General features: G+C 72.4%; 22 protein-coding genes. 9 read left to right on the top strand and 13 right to left on the bottom strand.

What is annotated here, in order from left to right:
- Positions 1–84: 84 nt before the first annotated feature.
- On the top strand, positions 85–1323 hold the full coding sequence (locus tag QMG73_RS44345) for an HNH endonuclease signature motif containing protein (protein ID WP_281905967.1): 1239 nt from the start codon (positions 85–87) through the stop codon (positions 1321–1323).
- A 9-nt stretch (positions 1324–1332) separates the two neighbouring features.
- On the opposite strand, the gene QMG73_RS44340 is transcribed toward QMG73_RS44345, so the two are convergent.
- The 5 genes from QMG73_RS44340 to QMG73_RS44320 form a co-directional block, all read right to left on the bottom strand.
- A complete protein-coding gene (locus QMG73_RS44340; RefSeq protein ID WP_281905964.1) occupies positions 1333–1740 on the bottom strand; it encodes an STAS domain-containing protein in 408 nt (135 codons plus the stop codon).
- Positions 1741–1807: 67 nt separating this feature from the next.
- Positions 1808–4099 carry an FtsX-like permease family protein gene (locus tag QMG73_RS44335; protein ID WP_281905963.1) on the bottom strand — a complete coding sequence of 764 codons (2292 nt, stop codon included), beginning with the start codon at positions 4097–4099 and terminating at the stop codon, positions 1808–1810.
- Positions 4092–4775: an ABC transporter ATP-binding protein gene (locus tag QMG73_RS44330; RefSeq protein ID WP_281905962.1), complete on the bottom strand. Its 684-nt coding sequence runs from the start codon at positions 4773–4775 to the stop codon at positions 4092–4094. The genes QMG73_RS44335 and QMG73_RS44330 overlap by 8 nt, the downstream gene beginning before the upstream one ends.
- Positions 4768–5298, bottom strand: coding sequence for a PadR family transcriptional regulator (locus QMG73_RS44325; RefSeq protein ID WP_281905961.1), 531 nt, complete (start codon positions 5296–5298; stop codon positions 4768–4770). The genes QMG73_RS44330 and QMG73_RS44325 overlap by 8 nt, the downstream gene beginning before the upstream one ends.
- Before the next feature lie 54 nt (positions 5299–5352).
- Positions 5353–6291 carry a helix-turn-helix domain-containing protein gene (locus QMG73_RS44320; protein WP_281905960.1) on the bottom strand — a complete coding sequence of 313 codons (939 nt, stop codon included), beginning with the start codon at positions 6289–6291 and terminating at the stop codon, positions 5353–5355.
- A 115-nt stretch (positions 6292–6406) separates the two neighbouring features.
- Between QMG73_RS44320 and QMG73_RS44315 the strand changes: the two genes are divergently transcribed.
- A complete protein-coding gene (locus QMG73_RS44315) occupies positions 6407–7435 on the top strand; it encodes a saccharopine dehydrogenase family protein (RefSeq protein WP_281905959.1) in 1029 nt (342 codons plus the stop codon).
- Here the strand turns inward: QMG73_RS44315 and QMG73_RS44310 are convergent.
- The 3 genes from QMG73_RS44310 to QMG73_RS44300 form a co-directional block, all read right to left on the bottom strand.
- Positions 7422–9134, bottom strand: a complete 1713-nt coding sequence (locus tag QMG73_RS44310; protein ID WP_281905957.1) for a serine hydrolase domain-containing protein — start codon at positions 9132–9134, stop codon at positions 7422–7424. The two genes, QMG73_RS44315 and QMG73_RS44310, sit on opposite strands and share 14 nt — an antisense overlap.
- Before the next feature lie 63 nt (positions 9135–9197).
- Entirely contained in the window at positions 9198–9614 is a 417-nt protein-coding gene (locus QMG73_RS44305) for an ASCH domain-containing protein (protein ID WP_281905955.1), read from the bottom strand.
- Between the two features lie 66 nt (positions 9615–9680).
- Complete coding sequence (locus tag QMG73_RS44300; RefSeq protein WP_281905954.1) at positions 9681–10832, bottom strand: epoxide hydrolase family protein; 1152 nt, start codon at positions 10830–10832, stop codon at positions 9681–9683.
- Positions 10833–11021: 189 nt separating this feature from the next.
- On the opposite strand from QMG73_RS44300, the gene QMG73_RS44295 reads away from it, so the two are divergent.
- The 7 genes from QMG73_RS44295 to QMG73_RS44265 all read left to right on the top strand — a co-directional run bounded on the left by QMG73_RS44295 (position 11022) and on the right by QMG73_RS44265 (position 18938).
- Positions 11022–12542, top strand: a complete 1521-nt coding sequence (locus tag QMG73_RS44295) for an ABC transporter substrate-binding protein (protein ID WP_281905953.1) — start codon at positions 11022–11024, stop codon at positions 12540–12542.
- The gene (locus tag QMG73_RS44290; protein ID WP_281905951.1) at positions 12535–13518 is read left to right on the top strand and encodes an ABC transporter permease; all 984 of its coding nucleotides are present in this window, start codon (positions 12535–12537) and stop codon (positions 13516–13518) included. The genes QMG73_RS44295 and QMG73_RS44290 overlap by 8 nt, the downstream gene beginning before the upstream one ends.
- On the top strand, positions 13515–14339 hold the full coding sequence (locus QMG73_RS44285) for an ABC transporter permease (protein ID WP_281905949.1): 825 nt from the start codon (positions 13515–13517) through the stop codon (positions 14337–14339). The genes QMG73_RS44290 and QMG73_RS44285 overlap by 4 nt, the downstream gene beginning before the upstream one ends.
- On the top strand, positions 14336–15865 hold the full coding sequence (locus tag QMG73_RS44280; RefSeq protein ID WP_281905948.1) for an ABC transporter ATP-binding protein: 1530 nt from the start codon (positions 14336–14338) through the stop codon (positions 15863–15865). Before QMG73_RS44285 ends, QMG73_RS44280 begins: the two co-directional genes overlap by 4 nt.
- Positions 15855–16433, top strand: coding sequence for a GNAT family N-acetyltransferase (locus QMG73_RS44275; RefSeq protein ID WP_281905946.1), 579 nt, complete (start codon positions 15855–15857; stop codon positions 16431–16433). The genes QMG73_RS44280 and QMG73_RS44275 overlap by 11 nt, the downstream gene beginning before the upstream one ends.
- Positions 16434–16507: 74 nt before the next feature.
- Complete coding sequence (locus QMG73_RS44270) at positions 16508–17140, top strand: hypothetical protein (protein WP_281905944.1); 633 nt, start codon at positions 16508–16510, stop codon at positions 17138–17140.
- Positions 17141–17324: 184 nt separating this feature from the next.
- Complete coding sequence (locus QMG73_RS44265; protein WP_281905943.1) at positions 17325–18938, top strand: cellulose binding domain-containing protein; 1614 nt, start codon at positions 17325–17327, stop codon at positions 18936–18938.
- Positions 18939–19092: 154 nt separating this feature from the next.
- On the opposite strand, the gene QMG73_RS44260 is transcribed toward QMG73_RS44265, so the two are convergent.
- From QMG73_RS44260 to QMG73_RS44240, 5 genes are read right to left on the bottom strand one after another with little or no spacing between them, the layout of a single operon-like run.
- Entirely contained in the window at positions 19093–19722 is a 630-nt protein-coding gene (locus QMG73_RS44260; RefSeq protein ID WP_281905942.1) for a 4Fe-4S cluster-binding domain-containing protein, read from the bottom strand.
- Entirely contained in the window at positions 19715–20455 is a 741-nt protein-coding gene (locus tag QMG73_RS44255; protein WP_281905941.1) for a ComEA family DNA-binding protein, read from the bottom strand. The genes QMG73_RS44260 and QMG73_RS44255 overlap by 8 nt, the downstream gene beginning before the upstream one ends.
- Positions 20448–20909, bottom strand: a complete 462-nt coding sequence (locus QMG73_RS44250; RefSeq protein ID WP_281905940.1) for a hypothetical protein — start codon at positions 20907–20909, stop codon at positions 20448–20450. Before QMG73_RS44250 ends, QMG73_RS44255 begins: the two co-directional genes overlap by 8 nt.
- 27 nt (positions 20910–20936) lie before the next feature.
- Positions 20937–21581 (bottom strand): ComEA family DNA-binding protein, encoded by a 645-nt coding sequence (locus QMG73_RS44245; RefSeq protein ID WP_281905939.1) that lies wholly within the window; start codon positions 21579–21581, stop codon positions 20937–20939.
- Positions 21565–21783: a DUF2997 domain-containing protein gene (locus QMG73_RS44240; RefSeq protein WP_281905938.1), complete on the bottom strand. Its 219-nt coding sequence runs from the start codon at positions 21781–21783 to the stop codon at positions 21565–21567. Before QMG73_RS44240 ends, QMG73_RS44245 begins: the two co-directional genes overlap by 17 nt.
- Positions 21784–21886 lie beyond the last annotated feature (103 nt).

Raw genomic sequence — 21886 nt, 5'->3', positions numbered from 1 at the left:
TGATTTTTTCCGGCTTCGGCGTGTCGTGTCGGCGTGGCGCCTTTCGGGGCGGTGATCATCGCACGGATGTACGAGAATTGATGTGTGCGAGAGGCGTTGGAGCAGCTGAGGGAGATCGCCGGGCAGTGTGCCGGCGCCCCGGTGTGGTCGCTGCCCGATGCCGACCTCGTCGGCGCTGTGCGCGCGGTCCATGACGCGGAGCAGATGCTGGCGGCGGTCAGGCTGCATTTGGTGCGGGAGATCGACGGCCGGAGTCTGCCCATCGCGCAGGAGGCGGCGAGCACCGCTGTGTGGTTGCGCGGGCGTTTGCGGGTGAGCGTCAATGCCGCGCGTCGGATGGTTGATTTGGCGCGGGTGTTGGATGAGCGGCCGGTGCTGGATGCCGCGTTGTCGAGCGCGGCGGTCAACGTCGAGCAGGCGCAGGTGGTTGCCAAGGCGGTCCATGACCTGGCTGGCGAGGTGTCGCCGGATGTGGTGGATCTGGCCGAGAAGACCCTGGTCGAGGAGCACGCCGGTTGGGAGCCGACGGCCTTGCGCAGGATCGGTGCTCGGATCCTGGCGCATGTGGCGCCAGAGGTGGCCGAAGACGCCGACCGGCGGGCGACCGAGCGGGAGGAGAAGCGGGCTGAGCAGACGCGGGCGTTCACGTTGACCAACAACGGTGATGGCCGTTTCCGGGTCACCGGCTGGCTCGACGCCGAAGCTGCCGCGATCGTCGACGCCGCGTTGGATCCGCTGTGCAAGCCTGACCTTGACCGCACACCGGCCCAGCGGCGGGCCGACGCCCTCGTGGAAATCTGCCGACTCGCCCTGCGCACCGAACAACTGCCGGACAACGGTGGTGACCGGCCACAGATCGCCCTCACCGTGCCGTATGACGTGGTTCGCGGGCAGCTGCGGGTCGGGCAGCTGGACTCTGGGGAGCGGCTTACCGTCGAGCAGGTGCGGCGGCTGGCGTGTGATGCTCGCATTCTTCCGGTGGTGCTCGGCGGCGATGGGCAGATCCTCGACGTCGGGCAGTCGCGGCGACTGTTTACCGGGCCGCTGCGGCGGGCGCTGGTCGTCAGGGATGGCGGATGTGCGTTTCCGGGGTGTGATCGACCGCCGCGATGGTGCGACGCGCACCACATTAGACATTGGACCGACGGTGGCGACACCGCCCTCGACAACGGTGTCCTGCTTTGCCAGTATCACCATCGGCTCATCCACCGCGGCGACTGGGAAGTCCGCATCGCCGCCGACGGCAGACCCGAGTTCATCCCACCGCCCTATGTGGACCCCGACCGCAAACCCCAGCGCAACGTCCACCACCGGCGGCCATAGAACGCAGGTCTATGGGCGCTGCGGGCCGGGGTCTGGAGGGGGTACGAGTCCGGCGGTGTCGCCGTGGCGGGCGGCGTCGACGGTGGCGTACACGGGCAGGCGCTGGAGCAGGCCGACGACGTCCAGCAGGCGGGCCAGGAAGGCGGTGGGGGCCGCCAGCCGCAGGTATCCACCCGCCCGGGCACAGGCGGCGCTGGCGACGGTGAATGTGGACAGCCCGACCGAGTCGCAGAAGCCCAGCCCGGACAGGTCGACCACGATACGTGTGGTGCCGCGGGCCAGCAGGCCGTCGATGGTCGCCCTCAGCTGCGCGGCGGTGTCGACGTCCAGCTCGCCGCGGGGCGCCACGATCGTGACGCGGTCGCCGGCGACCTCGATCGTGACATCCAGCAGCCGGCGCTCGGGCCGCTCGTCCACGCGCACAGTTTATTGCCGCCGCCGCACGCCCGCTCCACCTGTCGCCTGGGGGAGCGGGCGCGTCGCGCTATTCGGCGCGGAGGCCGTCGGGGCGGGTCAGGCGCCACAGCGGAGGAAGGCTGAGCAGCGTGACTACGGTCATCACCGCGGCCGCCAGCGCCACGGACAGGCCCACGACCGCCCAGTTGACCGCGATCGGCACCGTCACCAGGCGGAGCAGGACCGCGCCGAGCGTCAGGCCGAAGCCGACCGCGAGAGCGAGCCCCAGGACCACCGGTACGACGGTCTGCCACACCACCGACCACAGCAGCGTGCCGCGCCGCGTGCCCATGGCGACCAGGATCGCCAGCAGGCGGCGCCGCTCGCGCAGGTGCTCCAGCAGGCCGACGAGCAGGCTCGCGCCGACCAGCAGCAGCGTGACCAGGGCGCCGATGTAGAGCCCGCGCCGCACGTTGACGAACCGGTTGGCCTCGTCGACGCGGCTCAGGCGGTAGACGAAGGTTCGCTGGTCGACCGCGGCCGCCGCGTTGCGCACCCGCTCGATCGCGTCGGGGTCCGCGGGGTCGGTGCGCAGCGATACCCATCCCTCCAGCGGGCCGAACCGGGAGGTGTCGACCGCGCCTGGGGTGATGAACAGGCCCGTACCGCGGTTGAAGCCACCCGGGTCCGAGCGGCCGGGCACCTCCCGGAGATGGGCCGGCACCGTCCACGCCAGCTGCTTGTCGGCGCCGAGCAGGATCTGGTCACCTGGCGCGGCGGCGTAGTACGGACCTAGGACGTTGCCGGAGGGCTTGGCCACGAACACGTCGCCGTCCGCGCAGCGCTCCAGCACGAGAGCCTCGGCCAGCCCCGCACAGTCGGCCACGAAGACGAGGGTGAACAGTTCCGGCTTATCGGCCTTGATGGCGGTCGTCTGGAGGATGCTCGCCACCGAGGTGACGCCGGGGACGGCGCGCAGCCGACGCGGCAGCTCCCGCCCGTCGCCGTTCGTACTCTGCGCGATGATGTCGGCCCGCGAGGTGTCGGCGCCGGTGTCGGTGCGGAAGTCGCCCTCCACGCCGGCGAAGAGCATCTGGAGCCCGATCGTGCCGGCGACCGCCACGGCGACGCCGTTGACCATGCGGGCCGAGGTGGCGCTGTCCTGCTGGAGGCGGCGGACCGCCAGCTGCCAGGGCACCGCCCCGCCCCGGATGCGGCGTACGACCAGGTCGATGACCCAGGGCAGCAGGGCCACCGCGCCGAACAGCAGCAGGATGGCGCCGGCCGCGATCTGGTACCGGTTGTCGACCGTACTGGAGCGGATGTCGCCGAACAGTGGATAGAGCGCGGCGAGGCCGGCCAGCGGCAGGATCAGCCGCCACCACAGCCGGCGGCGGGTGGTGCCGGCGCGGCGGGTCACGCCGAGGGGCTCGACCACCACGCCGCGCATCGCCACCATGGTGACCGCCACCGCCAGGGCCGGCACGGCCAGCGCCACGGCGAGGGCGAGCAGCGGGCTGGGACTCAGGTCGCCCGCGTTCAGGCTGACGTCCCAGAGGGTGAACAGCGGCACCACCTGGCGGCCGAGCAGGAAGAAGACCGCGCCCGCCGCGAGGGACAGCAGCGCGGTGGCGAGCGCCTCGCCGGCCGCGACGCGGCGGGTCATCCGCTCGTCGGCGCCGACCAGTCGCAGGGCGGCGAGGCGCCGGTCGCGCCGCTCGCCGCCGAACCGTACGGCCGTGCCGATGAGCACCGCGATGGGCAGCAGCAGTACGACCGAGATGACCACGATGAGCAGCGCGAGGATCGGGCTGAACTCGGCGGTGTTGGTGTCGCCGAACGCGGTGACGGCCTGGTCGTTGTCGAGTGTCAGCTTGTCGGTGCCGAGGTAGTACGCCAACTCCCCGGGACCGGCCAGGCCGGCGGGTCCGATGGTGCCGGCGATCCGGGCGCCTTCCAGCCGGGGCGCGAACAGGTCGCCGTCCTTGGACGCCAGCAGGTCGCGCAGCGCGGGGGAGACGATCACCTCGCCGGGTTGGGGCAGGCGGGTGACGCCGGGCGGGAGCGGCGCGTCCGGCCCCACGGCACGCACCAGGGCCGCGTACACCGCCTGGTCGCGGAACGCCGCGTCGAACAGCTCCGTCATCAGCAGCGTGTTGGCCGCGGCGGGCGCGTCACCGGGGGCGCGGATATCACCGGACGATGCCGGGCGGCGGGCGTCGATGCGGTCCTGGCGGGAGTCCAGCGCGCCGGGCACGGCGGTGGCGATCAGCAGCGCGGCCACTCCGATGCCCATGGCGACCGCGGCCAGCAGGGCACGGGTCCAGCCGTCGCGCCCGCCGGCGATCGCCATCCGAGCACCCAGGAGAAAATCATCCACGGCTGGCACCCGTCAGGTCGCGGACGCGGCCGTCGCGGACGACGACCTCGCGGTCCGAGTACGAGGCGACGCGCGCCTCGTGCGTCACCAGTACCACCGCGGCGTGCGACTCGCGGGCGCTCTGGGTCAGCAGGCGCATCACCCGCTCGCCGTTGAGCGAGTCGAGCGCGCCGGTCGGCTCGTCCGCGAAGATCACTCGTGGGTTGGCGACCAGCGCCCGCGCCACGGCGACCCGCTGGCCCTGGCCACCGGAGACCTCGCCGGGTCGCTTGCCGGCGACGTCGGTCACCTCCAGCCGTTCGAGCCACTCGGTGGCGCGGCGCTCGGCCTCGCGGCGGCGCACCCGATCCATCCGCAGCGGCAGGGCCACGTTTTCTAGGCAGGTCAGCTCCGGTACGAGCTGGCCGAACTGGAACACGAAGCCGAACTTTCCGCGCCGCAGCGCGCTGCGCTCGCGGTCTGTCATCTCGGTGAGCTTGCGGCCCTCGTAGCGCACCTTGCCGGCGTCGGGTTGCGTGATCCCGGCCAGGCAGTGCAGCAGGGTCGACTTGCCCGAGCCGGACGGGCCCATCACGGCTACGATCTCGCCGGCGCCGACGCTGATCGAGGCGCCGTCGAGCGCGGGCGTCTGGCCGAACGCCTTGCGCAGGCCGTCGGCGACCAGCAACTTAGCCATGCGACCGCACCTCCCGCGCCAGCTCGTCCAGGCGCGCCGCGGTCAGCTCCAGCCAGCGCAGGTCGGCCTCCAGGTGGAATAGGGCGTGGTCGCAGATGAGCTGCTCGGCGAGGTCGCCGCCGTCCTTGCGCCGGGTCAGCTCGCGCATCAGCCGCAGGTGCTCGGCGGTCTGGGTGTCGAGCAGGTCGGCCGCGGGCCGGTCGGTGAGCAGCGCCAGCACGACCTTGGTGTAGAGGACGCTCTGCAGGTACGGCTCGGGCTTCTCCGCGTGGGACAGCCAGCGGTCGACGTCGGTGACGCCGGCTTCAGTGATCGCGTACCGCTTGCGTTCCGGCCCTTCGCCGGGCTCGACGCTGTCCACCTCCACGAGGCCGCTCTTGAGTAGGCGGGACAGCGTCGCGTAGACCTGGCCGTACGGCAGCGGTCGGGTCCGGCCGAACCGCTCGTCGTAGGCGCGCTTGAGGTCGTATCCGTGCCTGGGGCTGGACTCCAGCAGCCCCAGGAAGGTCTGGCCAATAGACATGCCAGCGACTGTACACCATGGTGTATACACCGCACGTATACACCATGATGGGGGTCAGCTGCTCCGGAACGTGCGGCGGTAGGCGTCCGGTGGTACGCCGACGGTGCGGTGGAAATGCCGGCGCAGCGTCGTCGCGGTGCCCATGCCGGCCGCCTCCGCGATCGCGTCGATGCTGTTGTCGGTGTTCTCCAGCAACTCCTGGGCGCGGCGGATGCGCTGCGTCGACAGCCACTGCAGCGGCGTGGTACCCGTCACCGACCTGAAGTGGCGGGCCAGGTGGCGCGAGCTCATGTTCGCCTGGCGGGCCAGATCCTCCACCGTCAACGGCCGGTCCAACCGTTCCATCGCCCAGGGGAACAGGTTGACGAGGGGATGGTCGTCACGGGCCGGCACCGGGGTGGTGACGAACTGGGCCTGCCCGCCGGCGCGGTGCGGCGGCACGACCAGCCGACGGGCCACGGCGTTGGCGACCGTCGAGCCGTGGTCGCGGCGGATCAGGTGCAGGCACAGGTCGATCGCCGCTGCCTTGCCGGCGGAGGCGAGCACATCGCCGTTGTCGACGTAGAGCACGTCCGGGTCGACCTCGACGCGTGGATAGCGGGCCGCCAGCACGTCGGTGTGCGCCCAATGCGTGGTCGCGCGCAGCCCGTCGAAGACCCCGGCGGCGGCCAGCACGAAGGCGCCGGTGCACAGCGACACCATCCGGGCGCCCGCCCGGTGGGCCGTGCGGACGGCGTCGAGCAGGTCGGGTGGCACGTCCGCGTCGACGTCCTCCACGGCGGGGACGATCACGGTGTCGGCGCGGGCGAGCCGCTCCAGACCGTCGTCGGGCTCCACCCAGAATCGCCCGACCCGCACCGGGCCCGAGCCGCAGACCACCACGTCGTACCACGGGTCCGCCTGGCCGGAAGGGTCACGGACGAAGACCTCGCACACCGTGGCGAGTTCGAAATGCAGCATCCCGTCGGTGGCGGCGAGCGCGATCGTGGTCATGTCCGAAACTGTATGGGGCATGGCGTTCCAGACACTGTCCGGGGGCGTCCCCTGCTGCCACGATCTCCTTAGTCGATCTTTCAAGAAGCGAAAGTCGATCTTTCAAGGAGCGAAGATGAGTGCAGGTCAGACCGTGGCGGTGTTCGGGGCGTACGGGCACACCGGGCGGTTCGTGGTGACGGAGTTGCGTGACCGCGGGCTCGTACCGCTGCTGGTCGGTCGCGACGCCGCCAAGCTCCAGGCGCTGGCCGCGTCACACCCCGGGCTCGAGTACCAGGTGGCCTCGGTCGACGACCCGGCCTCGCTCGATCAGGCGCTGAAGGGCGCCGCCGCGGTCGTCAACAGCGCCGGCCCGTTCGCCTCGACCGCCGGCCCCCTGATCGAGGCCGCCCTGCGCGCGGGGATCCCGTACGTCGACGTGGCCGCCGAGATCGAGGCCAACGTCGACACGTTCGCGCACTTCACCGACCGCGCCAAGGCCGCGGGCGTCGCGGTGGTACCGGCGATGGCCTTCTACGGCGGGCTCGGCGACCTGCTGGTGACGGCCGCGATGGGCGACTGGACCGCGGCCGACGAGGCGCACATCGCGTACGGGCTCAGCGGCTGGCACCCCACCGCCGGCACCGTGGCCTCCGGCACCGTCTCCCGGGACCGGCGCGACGGCCAGCGCGTCCGCTTCCGCGGTGGCCGGCTGGAGTACTACCCCGCCGAGGGCGCCCTGCCGACCCTTGAGTGGGACTTCCCCGCCCCGATGGGCCCCCGTGACGTCTTCGGCGACTTCACGATGGCCGACGTCGTCACCGTCCCCAGTCACCTGCCCATCCCCGAGGTCCGCACGTACATGACCGTCGAGGCGGCCCGGGAGCTGGCCGCCCCGGAGACGCCCGCGCCGGCGGCGGTCGACGAGCTGGGCCGGTCCGCGCAGACGTTCACCGTCGACGTGGTCGTGCGCTCCGGCGAGGACCGGCGGCGCGCCGTGGCGAGGGGCCAGGACATCTACGCCATCAGCGCGCCGCTGGCGGTCGAGGCGGTCCAGCGCATCCTCGACGGCCGGACGAAGACGACCGGTGTCGCCTCCGCTGGCGAGATCTTCGACGCGGCCGATTTCCTCCGCGCGCTGTCCGCGTACATCACGGTTTCCTAGCAGCGGTCGCCGTGCCGGCCGGCCCGGAGACGGTCACCGTGCCGCCGGCGAAGTCGAGGGTCACGTCCGGGCCGGTACCGGTCGGGTCGTCCGGGCGGTACCGGTGCGTCCCGACCGGTACCAGCGCCAGGGCCGGCGGATCGGTCGGCAGCTCCACCGCGCCGATGTTGCTGTGCTCGTCGACCGCGTACCAGCCGAGCCGCGGGCCGTCGCGGGTGGTGAGGGTGACGTACGTACGCATCTCGCCCTCGGCGACGATGGTGCCGGCGGCGGCCACGGTGGAGATCGGTCCGTGTTCGGCTTCCACCGCCTTGCGCTCTTCGCGGCCCTCCCGGGTCTTACCCGCGAGCATGGACAGCACGCGCCTCTCGTGCTCGCGCAGGTCGCCGGCGGAGAAGCGGCCGCGGGGTGGAAACAGCGCGCCGACCGCGTCCGCGCCGCTGGCCGAGATCCGGGGGCGGTTGTCGGCGACGGTCACCTCGTACGACCCGCCGGTGTCGAGCCGGTACCCGCCGGTGAGGGCGGCCGGGTCGCCACCGCCGGCCGGCGCGGACGGCGTCGGCAGCGGGTCGCCGGAAACGAGTGACGGTACCGTCGCGGCCAGCAGCTTCTCGGCGGTGAGCACCGAGCGGTTGGACGACATGACGATCACCTGGTCCCGTTCGGGAATCCACCCGACCGCCGCGTTGTGCCCGACGTCGCCGCCACCGCCGGCGATGGCCACGACCGGCTTGCCGTACACCCGGGCGTCGAACGCCACCCAGCCGCCCAGCGTGTACGACCGGCCGTCGCCCGCCGGGTAGCCGGGAGCGGCGGCGAGCCTGGCCGACTCCGGTGCGACCAGCGTGCCGCGGAACAGCGCGCGGGCCCAGGTGGCCAGTTCCCTGGCGGTCATCGCCAGCGAGCCGTTGCCCTCCGTCGTCCAATATGGACCGGCGAAGTCGCCCGTGTGGCCGGGCCTGCCGTCGTCGAGGTACCCGGCCGCGCGGGGGCCGGCGGCGGGCGGGCGGCCGCTCCAGAAGCCGCCGGTGACGGTACCGCCGGGCAGGGTCAGGACCCGCGTGCGCGTGTAGTCCCGGTACGGCATGCCGGACACGGTGTCGATGATGGCGGCCAGCAGCGTGTACCCGGCGTTGGAGTAGGCGTTGCCCTTGCCGGGTGGGAAGACCAGCTCCAGCTTGTTGATCGCGGCGATCGCGCCGGCCCGGTCGAGCGGCTGGTCGTCGGCGCCGATCGAACCGCCGAGCCCGCTGGTGTGCAGCAGCACCTGGCGTACCGTCGCCGTGGCCACCGGCCCGACGATCGCCGGCACCAGCTTGCCGACCGGGTCGTCGAGGGACAGCTTCCCGTCCTCGACGAGCTTGAGGATCGCGGTGGCGGTGAACGCCTTGGTGACCGATCCGATGCTGTAGACCGTGTCGGCGGTGTTCCGGGCGCCGGTGGCGTCGTCGGCCGCCCCGTAGCCGGCGAGGCACTCGAACCGGTCACCGGTCGAGATGGCGACGGCGCCGCTGAAGCCGGCCCGCGCCCACGCGCTGAAAGCCGCGTCCAGCCTCGCGTCACACCGCGGGTTGGCCGAGACGGTCGGGCGGTCCGGCGCCGGGTCGTCGGCGGTACAGGCGGCCGTCACGGCCAGTGTGGCGCCGAGCGCCAGCGCGACCGTCGCGGTCCGGGTGGCGCCGCTCCTTCGGGTTCTCATGCCGGGAACGTAGGAGCGGGGCCGCGAACATGGTGTTAACGAGCGCGGTGTTAACGAGTGCGGTCAGAGCCTCTCGACGACGCGGAACCGCTCCAGTACCGCTTCCGTGCCGTCGTCGACGGTGAAGTCCGGGTCACCGAGCCAGCCGCGGTAGTCGGACCCGTGCCAGTACTCCTCGTGCCCCGCCCGCCAGGCCGCGACGGAGTCGTGGCCTTCGCCCTCGTCGCGGGCGTGGTCGAGGTCGACATCGCCGAGCCGTTCGACCCGCACCTCGGTCAGCTCGATGACCGCGACCCGCTGGCCGGCGGAGTCGATCACGGCAGCTCTGGTGCCCGCGACCGGTAGCGGCTCGCCCTCGATCTCGTAGTCCTGGAGCAGGCCGGTCGTGGTGGTCTTGGTCCCGTCCAGTACGGCGGCGACGAGCTTGTCGCGCAGCGGTCCGGGAAAGGCGAACTCGAACGTCGGCAGGTCTGCGGTCACCCGGACGAGGCTAGCCGACCAAGATCGAGGGAGCCGGATCGAGCCGGCTCCCTCATGATCTGGTTGCTAGGACGGGCGAAGTGACGTGAAGAACCGCGTCATCTCGCCGGCGAGCAGCTCGGGTTCCTCCAGCGGCATGAAGTGCCCGCCTCTGCCCGGTTCGCTCCAGTGCCGCAGATCGGTGCACGCCCGTTCGGCGAGCTCGCGGGGCAGGCCCGCCTGCGCGGGTTCGGTGCTCAGGGTGACCGCGGCCGGCACGGTGATGTCGGGTCGCGGGCTGTTGTGGTCGAAGTCGAGGTACTGCCGGAACGACGTGCCGATCGCGCCGCTCGTCCAGTACAGGGTGATGATCGTGAGCAGGGTGTCGCGGTCGAAGCTGTTTTCCAGGTCGCCGTGGTTGTCGCTCCAGTCCCGGTACTTGTCGACGAGCCAGGCCGCCAGCCCGGCCGGTGAGTCGGCCAGCGCCGCGGCGAGGGTGTCGGGCCGGGTACCCATGATGGCGCTGTACCCGCCGTCGGTCAGGTCGTACGCCGCCTCGGCGTCGAGGTACGCCTGCTCGGCGGGCGAGAGCGGGCGGGCGTCGAAGCTGGCGGGAAACGGCGCGTGGATCATGTGGATGCCGGCCACCTGCTCGGGATAGAGGGCGCCCAGCCAGCCGGACACCACACCGCCGATGTCGCCGCCGAAGGCGCCGTACCGGTGATGGCCGAGGACGTCGGTCATCAGCCGATGCAGCACCTGTGCCATCGCGGCGCGGGTCAGTGGGCCCTTGGGCAGGTCCGAGTAGAGGAAGCCGGGCAGTGACGGTACGACCACGTCGAATGCGTCGGCGGGGTCGCCGCCGTACTTGGCGGGATCGGTCAGGCGATCGGCCAGCGGCAGCATCTCCACGAAGCAGCTGGGCCAGCCGTGACTCAGCAGCAGGGGCGGTGGTGCCGGCGCGCCGGCCGGGCGCACCGCCGGTACGTGCAGGAAGTGCAGGCGCTGGCCGTCGATCTGAGCCTGGTAGTGCGGCAGCGCGTTGAGCTCGGCCTCGCGAGCGCGCCAGTCGAACTCGTCGAGCCAGTAGCTCACCAGGTGCCGCAGGTAGTCCGGGTCGGTGCCGGCGCGCCACGGTTCATCGCCGCTGCGGGTGGTGAAGCGGGTGCGGCTCAGCCGGCTCCGCAGATCGTCGAGTGCCTCGTCGGGCACGGCGATGTGGAACGGGGAGAAGGTCATCGGTCCTCCGGTTAGGAGGGCGCTCCACCGACGCGAGGTCAGATGGATGGGATGGCCGGGTGGAGCGCCCAGACGTGACATTGGGTGTTCACCGGGCTCACCTCCCTCGTCGCTCCGCTGACGGGATCACTCTACACGTCTCAAGAGATGGAATTGAAAACCGTTCTCAAGTAGTGTTAGATCTCTGGCGTGAGATGGAGACTTGGCGCGGCGGCGGCCGCGGTGCTGGTGTTGGCGGGATGTGGCGGCCAGGCCACGGCGGGACAGGGCGGCTCGGAGACGTTGCGGGTGGCGACCAGCGCGTTGGCCGCGAGCGTGGACCCGATGGCGGAGCTGAGCGCGTCGTACCTGCGCTCGGTCGGCGCCGCGGAGGGCCTGATGCGGACCCGGGCCGACGGCACCGTGGCGCCGGAACTCGCCGAGAAGGTCGAGGCCACCTCGCCGACGGTGTGGACGGCCACGCTGCGGCCCGGCGTGACGTTCTGGAAGGGCGGCACCGTGGACGCCGCCGCCGTCGTGGCGTCGATGGAGCGGGCCCGCGCCGAGAACACGCTCGCCGCCGGACTGCTCAAGGACGTGACCGTCGCCGCCACCGGCGACCGGACCGTCACCTTCACCACCAAGGAGCCGTCGCACAGCCTGCCGTCCGCGCTGAGCCATTACCAGTTGGTCATCCACAACGTGGCCAGCGCCCCCAAGGAAGCCGACCTGACCGGCCCGTACCGGATCACCGGGTTCGAGTCGGACCGGCGGATGGTGCTGGAGCGCAACGACCGGTGGTGGGGCGGCACGCCCGGCCTGGCGCGCGTGGAGGTACAGAAGGTCGGTGACCCGCAGGCGCGGGCGCAGATCGCGCTCTCGGGGCAGGCCGAGATCGTGCAGGACCTGCCGACCGACCGGGCCAAGGAGCTGTCGGCGGCGCCGGGCATGGCGCTGGTGGCCAAGCCGGCCGCCAACACCGTCACCGTGTACCTGAACCCGTCATCGGCCGCCGCACCGGCACTGGCCGACCAGCGGGTCCGGCAGGCCCTTTCGTGGGGCGTCGACCGGCAGGAGGTGGTCGACCTGGCCACCAACGGCCTCAGCGTGCCGGCGTCGAGCTGGCTCGCGTCCAACCCGGCGTTTCCGGACGCCGCCAAGCAGGGCTACGTCCGGTTCGACAAGGCGACCGCCGAGCGGCTCCTCGACGAGGCCGGCTGGCGGGTCGGAGCGGACGGCAAGCGCGCCAAGGCCGGCACGAAGCTGACGTTGCGGTTGCTGACCTTCGGCGCGGAGGCCGCCACCGGCGAGGTGCTGCAGGCGCAGTGGGCGCGGCTCGGCATCGACGTGCAAGTACGAAACGTGGAGAGCTCGCTGATCAACCAGTCCATCGACAAGGGGGACTGGGACGCGGTGACGCAGGCGTGGACCACGCTCGGCGACACGGCGAAGCTGATGGCCGCCCAGATCGGGCCGGCCGGCGCGGCCAACCACGGCAAGTACACCGATCCGCGGATCGCTGGCCTGCTGGCGCAGGCGGCCGGCGCGCCGAGCGAGGACCAGCGCACGGCCGCCGTCTACGACCTGAACAAGCTGATGGTCGAGCTGGCGCCGTCGATCCCGGTGCATCCACGGGTACTGGCCACCGGCGTCTCGAAGAAGGTGACCGGATTCGTGGCGCACCCCTTGCAGTACGAGAACATCGTGCAGCCCACGATGACCCTTGGCTGACCGGCGGGCCTGGACCGGTGCGGTGGCCGTCGTCGCCCGTGGCGTGGCCACCGCGGCCGGTCTGCTGCTGGTCGCCTCCATGCTCGTGTTCGCACTGGTCCGCGCGGCGCCCGGCGACGCCGTCGACGTCGAGTTCGGCGAGTCGGGAGCCAGCGCCCTGCTCAGCCCTGAGGAGGAGGCGGTCGCGCGGGCGCAGCGGGCCCGGGAACTGGGCCTGGACCGCAGCGTCCCGGAGCAGTACGCCCGCTGGCTGGACCGGGTGGTGCGGCTGGACCTCGGCACGTCGTTTCGCACCGGCCGGCCGGTGGCTGACGAGCTCGGCGACCGGGTCGCGGCCAGCGCGGCGCTCGGCGGTGCCGGGTTCCTGGTCGCGCTCACCGTCGCCTGGCTGATCGCGGCGTTGTCCGCCCGCCGGCCCGGCGGTCTGCTCGACCACGCCCTGCGGGTGCTGTCGCTGACGGCCACGGCGGTGCCCACGTTCCTGCTGGGCAGCCTCGGCCTGCGGTACGCGGCCGAATGGTTCGGCTATCCGGTGGCCGGTGAGGCGTCGTGGCGCCGGCTGTGGCTGCCGGCGGTGGTGCTCGGCGTGGGCGCGATGCCGGTGGTGGCGCGGCTGCTGCGGGCGTCGCTGATCACCGAGTACGGCCGCCCGTACGCGCTCGCGGCACGGGCCCGGGGCACGTCGACGGCCCGCCTGACGTTCCGGCACGTGATGCGGCCCGCGTTCGCCCCGCTGCTGACCCTCGCCGGGCTGACCCTGTCGAGTCTGGTGGCCGCCTCGGTCATCACGGAGGTGATCTTTTCGTGGCCCGGAGTCTCCGAGTACGCCGTCTCGGCCATCTCGGCCAAGGACTACCCGGTCGTGCAGGCGTACCTGCTGCTGGTGGTCGCGGTCGTGGTGGTCGTCAACCGGACGATGGACGTGCTTCAGCACCTGCTGGACCCGCGCGTCGCGCACGCGGCGCAGGTCGCGTGAGGGGCACCGGGCGCGGGCTGTTCGCGGTCGGCGTCGCGCTGGTCGGGCTGATGGTCCTGCTGGCCGTCGCCGCACCGCTGATCTCCCGCTACGACCCGGCCGCGCAGGGCGTCGGGCCGGCCCTCGCCGGACCCAGCGTCGAGCACTGGCTCGGCACCGACCGGTTCGGCCGCGACCTCGCGGCCCGGGTGCTCCACGGTGGACGGACGACGCTGCTGGCGACCGCGGCGGCCCTGGCGCTCGTGGTGTCGGTCGGCACCCTGGTCGGTGCCGCCGTCGCCGCCGTGGGGTCGATCGTGGACCGGTTGGCGCGGCCGCTGTTCGACCTGCTGGTCGCGTTTCCGGTGATGGTGGTGGCGCTGGCGCTGGTCGGGCTGTGGGGGCCGTCGCTGGGCACGGCGCTGGCCGGCGTACTCATCGTGCTGTGGGCGCCGTTCGCCCGGCTGTCCCGGTCGCTGGTGCGCACCGCGCTGGCGGAGCCGTCCGCGGTCGCCGCCCGGGCGCTGGGGGCCGGCCGCCTGCGGCTGCTGCGGTACGAGGTGTGGCCCCGGCTGCGCGGACCGGTGCTGGTACTGGCCGCCGTGGAGGCCGCCCAACTGATCGGCGTGGTGGCGGGGCTGAGCTTTCTCGGGCTCGGCGCCCAGCCGCCCAGCGCCGAGTGGGGCGCCATGCTCCAGGAGGGACGCGCCGCGCTGTGGTCGGCGCCGCACCTGGTACTGGCACCCGGCATCGCGGTGCTCGTCACTGTGCTCGGACTGACCTGCATGGCCGAGGGGCTGCGGGACATGCTGGACCGCGCCGGACAGGTGGTGCCCGAATGAGCACCCCTGTGCTGTCGGTGTCCGGCCTGACCGTCACCTACGGCCAGCTCCCCGTGCTCGACGGCATCGACCTCGACCTGGTCGCCGGGCGGGTGCACGTGATACTCGGCGCGAGCGGGTCCGGCAAGTCGACGCTGTTGCGGGCGCTCATCGGGATGGTGCCGTCGCCGGGGCAGGTGTCGGCGCGGCGGTTCCTGCTGCGTACCGCCGGCGGAGAGGTCGATCTGTCCACTCCGGACGCCTGGCGCCAGGTACGCGGCCGGCACGTCGGGCTGATCGCCCAGGACCCGGCCCAGGCGCTCACCCCGCTGCGGCGAGCCGGTTCGCTGGTGCGCGAGGCCGACCGGCTGACCGGCGGCACAGCGGACCGCGGGCGCGTGGCGGAGGTACTGCGCGCGGCCGGCTTCACCGATCCCCGGGCGGTCGCCTCCCGGTACTGCTTCGAACTGTCCGGCGGGATGGCGCAGCGGCTCGGCGTCGGCCTGGCCGTGGCGCCGCGCCCGGCCGTGCTGCTCGCGGACGAGCCGAGTACCGCCCTGGACGGCCTCGCCCGGGCCCGGCTCGCCGCGACGCTCCGGCAGGTGGCCAACGATGGGGCCGCCGTCGTACTTGTCACCCACGACGTGGCGCTGGCCGCCGGGCTCGCCGACGACGTCACGACGCTCGATGACGGACGGCTCCACGATGGACGGTTGGCGGAGGGCGTGCCGCGCCATCAGGGCATCCGCCGGATCGCCGTCAGCGTGCCCCCGCCGGCGGATCGGGACGGCGCCGCCATGCTGTCGGTACGGGGGCTGCGCAAGCGGTACCGCGGCACCGGCCCTGTGCTGGACGGCGTCGACCTGGACGTGGCCGACGGTGAGGTGGTCGGCATCGCCGGGCGCAGCGGCGCCGGCAAGACGACCCTGCTGCGCTGCCTGGTCGGGCTGGAGCGACCCGACGGCGGCGAGCTGCGGATCGCCGGTCGCACGCCCGCCGAGGCCGGTTGGCGGTCGCTGCGCCGCCTGGTACAGGTGGTGCCGCAGGACCCGCGCGCCTCCCTGAACCCCTGGCGGACCGCCGGGGATCTGGTCGCCGACCCCCTCGACGCCCACCGGATCGGCACCCGGGCGCAGCGGCGGGCACGCGCGGACGAGTTGCTGGACCGGGTGGGACTGGCCGGGCTGGAGCACCGCCGGCCGGGCCAGCTGAGCACCGGCCAGTGCCAGCGCGTCGCTATCGCCCGCGCGCTGGCCGTACGGCCCCGGCTGCTGGTGGCGGACGAGCCGGTCACCGCGCTGGACGCGCCGCTGCGCCAGGGCGTGCTCGACCTGCTCGGCGACGTGGTGCGCGAGCACGGCATGGCCGCCCTGGTCATCTCGCACGACCTGCACGTGCTGGAGGCGCTCTGCCACCGCATCGCCGTGCTCGACGCCGGCCGGATCGTCGAGGACCTGCCCGCCGCCGCACTGCGCGACGACGGTACGCACCCGCTCACCCGAGCGTTGATCGACTGCCATCCAACGGGGGAAACACATGTCGGCTGACCGATACCTCATCCGCCGCGCCACCAGCGGCGCGGACCTGCGGGGCGCGCGCGAGCTCGTCCTCGACGTGGCCGAGCGCGACCTCGGCTACGGGTACACGCCACGGTGGCACTGGGACCTCGACCGCATGGTGGAGACCTATGTGGACAATGGCCGGCAGGCGATGTTCGTGGCCGCGACACCGTCCGATGTGGTGGCCACGGCGGCGGTCCGGATCGGGGGCCCGCAGAGCCCGCCGCACGCCGCCTGGCTGGCCGACCGGTACGCCGACCGGGCCCGTGTCGCGCAGCTGTTGCGGGTCGCGACCCACCCGGAGCACCGCCGGCACGGGCTGGCCCGCCGACTCGTCGCCGCCTGCCTCGACTTCGCCCGCCAGGACGGCGGCTACCGCACCATCTACCTGCACACCAACGCCCGTGTCCCGGGGGCGGAGGCATTCTGGCGCTCGCTGCCGGTCGTCGAGGTACACGATGCCCGCGGCGACGCCGACGAGCGCGACCCCCGTTTCGAGACCATCCACTTCGAACTCCCGCTCGACACGCGGTTGCATGATCGTGCAACCGCGTGACGGTGCCCCTTCACAGGCGCCGCCCGCCGTGTTCTCCTGTGTGCGGCCATGGTGCCCACGGGGGGAGAGAGTCCATGTCACAGCCGCACGCGCGGCCGTTCTTGCGCGCCGCCACGGTGTTCGCCGTGGCGCTGCTGCTGGCCGTTGGGTCGGCGTTCGTCACATCCGGCCATCGGGCGGGCCCCGTCGACCAGGCGTTCGCGGCGGCGGCGGCCGTCCCGTCCTTGACGCCGGCGCCGACCAAGCCCTCGACCAATGCCTGGATACCGGCGTTCTGCGCGACCGGGCGGTTCATCGACATCACGGTCGTCGAATACGGATGGCACGCCCTGCGCGGTGACCTGACGCGGTGCTCGCAGTATCCGACCGAGGCCATGTTCACCCTGGTCACCTTCAACCACGGCAACGACGTCGAGGTGGTGTACCGCGACAGGCTGCGCTGGTACCAGCCCAGCGGGCGGTCCCCGTTTCAGGGTCTCTTCACGTCGGAGCCGTCGGCGGGGGAGGTCGGGGTGTGCGCCATGCGGACCACTCGCGACCGGATCGCCTGCGTGCGGGTGAGCTTCCCGACGACCGGTCCCGCGACGATCGAGTCGATCCCGACGACCGATCCCCTGGTCGACACGCCTGTCGTCTACGTACCCGAGGACGGCCCGCCGCCGCCCGGTGGATTCTGCGGTTCCTGCCTACATCTGCCCGTCATTTAGTCGACTGTGGACGGTGACGCGGGCAGCGACGCGTGTCACTGATGGTTCACGACTTTGTAAGAGTTTCGCAAGTTCTGCCCGGCACGGTGGAAGATCCGTGGGAGCGGTCCCACGGCCAGATATCACCGGAGGTAGTTGGTTGCTGTCCAACCAGAAACGCAGAGTCCGGAAAGTGTGCATCGCCATGACGGGAGCCGCCCTGGTCGGGAGCGGCCTCGTCGGCCTGAGCGGGCCGGTCGCGGCGGCGCCGAGCGCGCCCTATCCGTCGCGGGCCAGCACCTGGGCGGAGCCCGTCGCCGGTACGTCGGCTGAGATCGCGTTCGACGACGCCCCGGCATCGCTGAAGGCGGCCCCGCTGTCGCCGTACCTGGCGCAGATCGTGCGCGACGCCAAGCGGGCGCGGACGGTGCAGCTCGACGCCGCCGCGCTCTCCCCGTCGTTCGCGGCCGAGTCGGTGGCCATCGAGCTGTTCGACGACGTCACCGTCGACCTGACGACGAATGTGGCCCTGAGCAAGGGCGCCGCGGTCGGCGGCAGGACATCGAGCACGTACTCGGCCGGTGGCGATGGCGGAGCGGCGGTCGCCACCCTCATCGGCGGTGACCTGCACGTGTCCTTGTGGAAGGGGCGCGCCAAGTACGGCATCGAGCCGCTGGGCGGCGGCCGGCACCTGGTGTACGAGGACGGCCGCACGTTCCCGAACGAGGCCGTGCCGGTGTCGCAGGAGGGTCAGAAGGGTACGGCCGCTTCCGTCACGGGCGGCACCGGCACGCTGGCCACGTCGGTGATCGACATGATGGTCGCCTTCGACGAGACCGCGCAAGCCATGTTCGGCAGCGTCTCCGCCATCGAGGCCGAGATCCTCGAAATGATCAACGTGAGCAACATGACGTACGCCAACTCGCAGATCGACCAGCAGCTGGCGCTCACCAACATCGTCGACCTGGGCTACACGCCGAACGCGACCGACGGCACCACCGACGAGCAGACCTACCTGGCCAGGATCCGCGGCAAGACCGACGGGATCGTGGACGTCGTGCACACCCAGCGCGACGCGAACAGCGCCGACCTCGTCTCGGTCATCACGGACGCGACGTCGGTCTGCGGCGTCGGGTACCTGCCGGTCAGCGGCAACTCGGCCGAGCTCGACGCGTACTCGCTGACCGATGGCGCGTGCGCGGTCAGCAACCTGACCTTCCCGCACGAGGTCGGGCACAACATGTGCGCCCACCACGACCCGGCGAACGTCACGTCGAACCCGTGCGGTTTCGAGGCGTTCGCCCACGTCGACCCGGCCGCGAACCTCCGGACGGTGATGGCGTACGCCAACGCCGCCAACGGCTGCACCACCTGCACGCGGATCCCGTACTTCTCGAACCCGAACGTGACCGCCAACGGCTGGGTCACCGGCATCGCCGGCTCCCGCAACAACGCCGCGGTCATGGCGGGCAAGGCCGCCGGCATCGCCGCGTACCGTACGTCCGGCCCCGCGCCGGCCTCGTGCGAGGCGAACTACGTGATCAGCAGCACCTGGCCCGGAAACGTCCAGGTCAACCTGGTCGTCGAGAACACCACCACGTCGCCGATCAACGGCTGGACGGCGCAGTGGAACTTCACCGGTAACGAGAGCGTCTACAACAGCTGGGGCGTGACCGTCACCAAGGTCGGCACGGCGGCGACCGCCACGGGCACCGGGTTCGGCGCCTCGATACCGGCGGGCGGCACCGTGACGGTCGGCTTCCAGGCCACCGTCACCGGCACCCCGACGGTGCCGGCGCCGATCACCTGCACCATCTGACAAGACCGAAAAGCGGGGAGGCCGGCACGCCGCCGGCCTCCCCGCGCCATTCGAGCATTTTGAGCTACCGCGACGTCCGCCGTGCGCCAGACCGTCGCTCCCGCGGCCTCACCCGCCGCGCCCACAAAGCCCCGCCACCGGCGCCGGAGGCTGTTTAGAGCGACGCGAGGAGATGATCGAGTGCGTCCGGGGTGGCCCAGCCGTTCACGGCGACCCGGCCGGTCGCGTCGACGTGGACCTCCAGCCGGTCCGGGTCCGCCCACAACTCCTCGACCGAGCCGGCGATCCGGTCGGTCAGCAGGACGAACTCCTGGTTCGTCGAGCCGACCCAGGGTCGCGCGCGGTCGATCCGGTCGGCGATGAACGGGCCGGCCACCAGCAGGTCGGTCGCGGCCAGCAGCGCGGCGACGTCGTCGCGACCGGTGTCGACCGCCCGGGTCAGCTCGTCGCTCCGGTACCCGGTGAAGGTCATGACGGAGCGGCCCGCCGCGCGCACGCCGGCAGCCACCCGGGCCAGTGCGGCTGCCTGGTCGAACGGCTCGCCACCGAGCAGCGTCAGCCCGTCGGTGCCCGCGGCGACGACCCGGGCGGCCAACTCGTCGGGCGGCACCGGCTCGCCGCCCCGGTTGCTCCACAGGTGCGGGTTGAAGCAGCCGGCGCAGCGGATGGCGCAGCCCTGCACCCACACGGCCGTCCGTTCGCCGGGCCCCTCGGCGCGGGTCGACGCCAGGAAACGCGCCATCCGCACCAGGTCCGGCGAAGCGCTCCGCGCGGGTTCAGACATCGAGGATCCGTCCCGTGGACGGTGGCGGCGCCGGCGGCATGGGGGTGCACACGACCAGGCCCCGTACCTGGATGAACTCGTGCGGAGCCAGGGTCGCGGCCGCGGCGAACTCCTCGACGCTGCCGAAGCCGCGCCGGGCCTGCCGTTCGGCCAGCACGCGCCGTACCCGGTCCGGGTCGAATCCGGGCAGCGAGGCGAGCTGCGCGGGCTCCGCCGTGTTCACGTCGACCGGCGCGACGGGTATGGCCGGAGGCTGCGGCACCGGCGCGGCAGGCGCCTCTGAAGGGGACTGACCGTAGTACTGGCCGGGCGGCGGTGCGAGACCGGCGGGGAGGTCCACCGGACCGGGTGGTGGCGCCGGGTAGCCGGCCCCGGTGTACTGGACGGCCGATCGCCGGGCGTGCCACGGCACGTAGCCGGACCGCCAGCGCAGCCACGCGGGGTTGATGATGCAGGCGTGTATGAGGCTGGCCACCCAGCCCGCGAACCACCCCATGGACAACCAGGTGTTCGGCTCCTTTTCGGGCCCCCCGTCCGAGGCGAACAGGAACAACGCCGGGCCGGCCACCAGGTAGACGATGCCGGCGATCCACCAGTCCGGCCGGCGGGCCCGCAGTCCGATGTAGATGAAGCCGGTGCCGTTCAGACAGCCCAGTCCGAGGATCGGGAACAGCAGCCACCAGCTGTGCACGACCCGCCAGCCGAAGGTCGGTCGGGGCCGGCTGTCAGTCATGAATGCCTTCCCGTCCGACCGCGAAGACCAGGCGTACGCCGGCGTCCTCTGTGATCGTCTCCGACTCCAACGAAAACCCCGCGGCGGGTGCGCGTTCGCGTAGCCGTTCCAGTACGGCTCGTTGTACCTGACGTCCGTAGCCCACGTCGACCGCCCGGATGATCTCCACTGCCCGGGACTCGTCGACGTCTCCGGTGAAGTGTGCCGACCAGACGCCTTCGGTGTCCCGGGCGAACGCCGCCCGTACCCCGGCCCATTGCGCGGCGATCTCACGTTCGTCGGCGGTCACCGCCGCACCCGTCTCCTCAAGCGCCGCGGCCAGTAGCCGCTCGTCGCGCATCCGGGTCCGTACCTCGCACACCACCTGCCCCGTCGCGTCCCGGGTGGACCGGGCGCCGTTGACGGCGGCGACCGCGGCCACCGCCAGCGGGACGAGGATCAACGAGATGCTCACTGGTCGCCGCGCTCATCCGGCAGGGGCTCAGACATCGAGGACCCGCCCCTCCGTCGAGGGCCGCGGCCGTGCGGCCGGGACGCACACCACCAGCTCGCGTACCCGGAGGAACTCGTGCGGGGCCAGGCTCGCGGCCGCGGCGAACTCCTCGACGCTGCCGAAGCCGCGCCGGGCCTGCCTTTCGGCCAGCACCCGCCGCACCCGGTCCGGGGCGAAGCCGGGCAGCGTCGCGAGCTGCTCGGACCCGGCGGTGTTCACGTCGACCGGCACGGGCGGTGGCGCCAGGCCGACTGGGACGCCCGCCGGGCCGGGCGCCGGGCCGGGTGCCGGGCCGGGTGCCGGGGCAGGCTGGTCGGTGCGCGAGGTCAGCCACGCCGTGACGAGGAAGAGGTGCACGAAGCTGACCGCCCAGATCGCCAACCAGGCCACGGTTCCCCAGATCCAGAAACCCGCTCCCGTTTTCGACGTCCCTAGCGCGGAGTACACGAAGTACGCCGGGCCGGCCAGCAGGTAGACGGTGCCGGGGATCCACCACGCCGGCCGGCGGGACCGCAGTCCGATGTAGACGAACCCGACACCGTTCAGGAAGCACATTCCCAGCAGCGAGATCGCCACCCACGTGGAAAGCACGTCGGGAGTGGGCCGCCACCGGCCGTCAGGCGGGGTCGACATCGCGCAGCTCCTGCTGGTCCGTGGCGTCCACGGCCGCCTGGTCGTACTCGGCCGTATAGGCACTGTGGACGGTGCGGGCGTCCAGCAGGTCCTCCAGCACCGCGATGTAGTCGAGGCAGGCGGCACCGGTCAGCCCCAAGGTCTCGGCGCTGACCGTGCCGTCACCGGAGACGGTCACCACGATGCGCGGCTCGTCAGCCATGACCGCCTCCCCGTCCGACCGCGAAGACCAGGCGTACGCCGGCGTCCTCTGTGATCGTCTCCGACTCCAACGAAAACCCCGCGGCGGGTGCGCGTTCGCGTAG

Source organism: Phytohabitans aurantiacus, from assembly GCF_027923225.1.
Taxonomy (GTDB): domain Bacteria; phylum Actinomycetota; class Actinomycetes; order Mycobacteriales; family Micromonosporaceae; genus Phytohabitans; species Phytohabitans aurantiacus.
Note: the sequence above shows the minus strand (reverse complement) of the source record. Positions and strands in the feature narration are given on the sequence as shown.

What these genes read in the sequence shown, in the direction of transcription:
- QMG73_RS44330 (WP_281905962.1), bottom strand. Translation starts at nt 4,775, where the DNA reads ATGGCTAAGTTGCTGGTCGCCGACGGCCTGCGCAAGGCGTTCGGCCAG.
- QMG73_RS44325 (WP_281905961.1), bottom strand. Translation starts at nt 5,298, where the DNA reads ATGTCTATTGGCCAGACCTTCCTGGGGCTGCTGGAGTCCAGCCCCAGG.
- QMG73_RS44320 (WP_281905960.1), bottom strand. Translation starts at nt 6,291, where the DNA reads ATGACCACGATCGCGCTCGCCGCCACCGACGGGATGCTGCATTTCGAA.
- QMG73_RS44315 (WP_281905959.1), top strand. Translation starts at nt 6,407, where the DNA reads ATGAGTGCAGGTCAGACCGTGGCGGTGTTCGGGGCGTACGGGCACACC.
- QMG73_RS44310 (WP_281905957.1), bottom strand. Translation starts at nt 9,134, where the DNA reads ATGAGAACCCGAAGGAGCGGCGCCACCCGGACCGCGACGGTCGCGCTG.
- QMG73_RS44300 (WP_281905954.1), bottom strand. Translation starts at nt 10,832, where the DNA reads ATGACCTTCTCCCCGTTCCACATCGCCGTGCCCGACGAGGCACTCGAC.
- QMG73_RS44280 (WP_281905948.1), top strand. Translation starts at nt 14,336, where the DNA reads ATGAGCACCCCTGTGCTGTCGGTGTCCGGCCTGACCGTCACCTACGGC.
- QMG73_RS44275 (WP_281905946.1), top strand. Translation starts at nt 15,855, where the DNA reads ATGTCGGCTGACCGATACCTCATCCGCCGCGCCACCAGCGGCGCGGAC.
- QMG73_RS44270 (WP_281905944.1), top strand. Translation starts at nt 16,508, where the DNA reads ATGTCACAGCCGCACGCGCGGCCGTTCTTGCGCGCCGCCACGGTGTTC.
- QMG73_RS44265 (WP_281905943.1), top strand. Translation starts at nt 17,325, where the DNA reads ATGACGGGAGCCGCCCTGGTCGGGAGCGGCCTCGTCGGCCTGAGCGGG.
- QMG73_RS44260 (WP_281905942.1), bottom strand. Translation starts at nt 19,722, where the DNA reads ATGTCTGAACCCGCGCGGAGCGCTTCGCCGGACCTGGTGCGGATGGCG.
- QMG73_RS44255 (WP_281905941.1), bottom strand. Translation starts at nt 20,455, where the DNA reads ATGACTGACAGCCGGCCCCGACCGACCTTCGGCTGGCGGGTCGTGCAC.
- QMG73_RS44245 (WP_281905939.1), bottom strand. Translation starts at nt 21,581, where the DNA reads ATGTCGACCCCGCCTGACGGCCGGTGGCGGCCCACTCCCGACGTGCTT.
- QMG73_RS44240 (WP_281905938.1), bottom strand. Translation starts at nt 21,783, where the DNA reads ATGGCTGACGAGCCGCGCATCGTGGTGACCGTCTCCGGTGACGGCACG.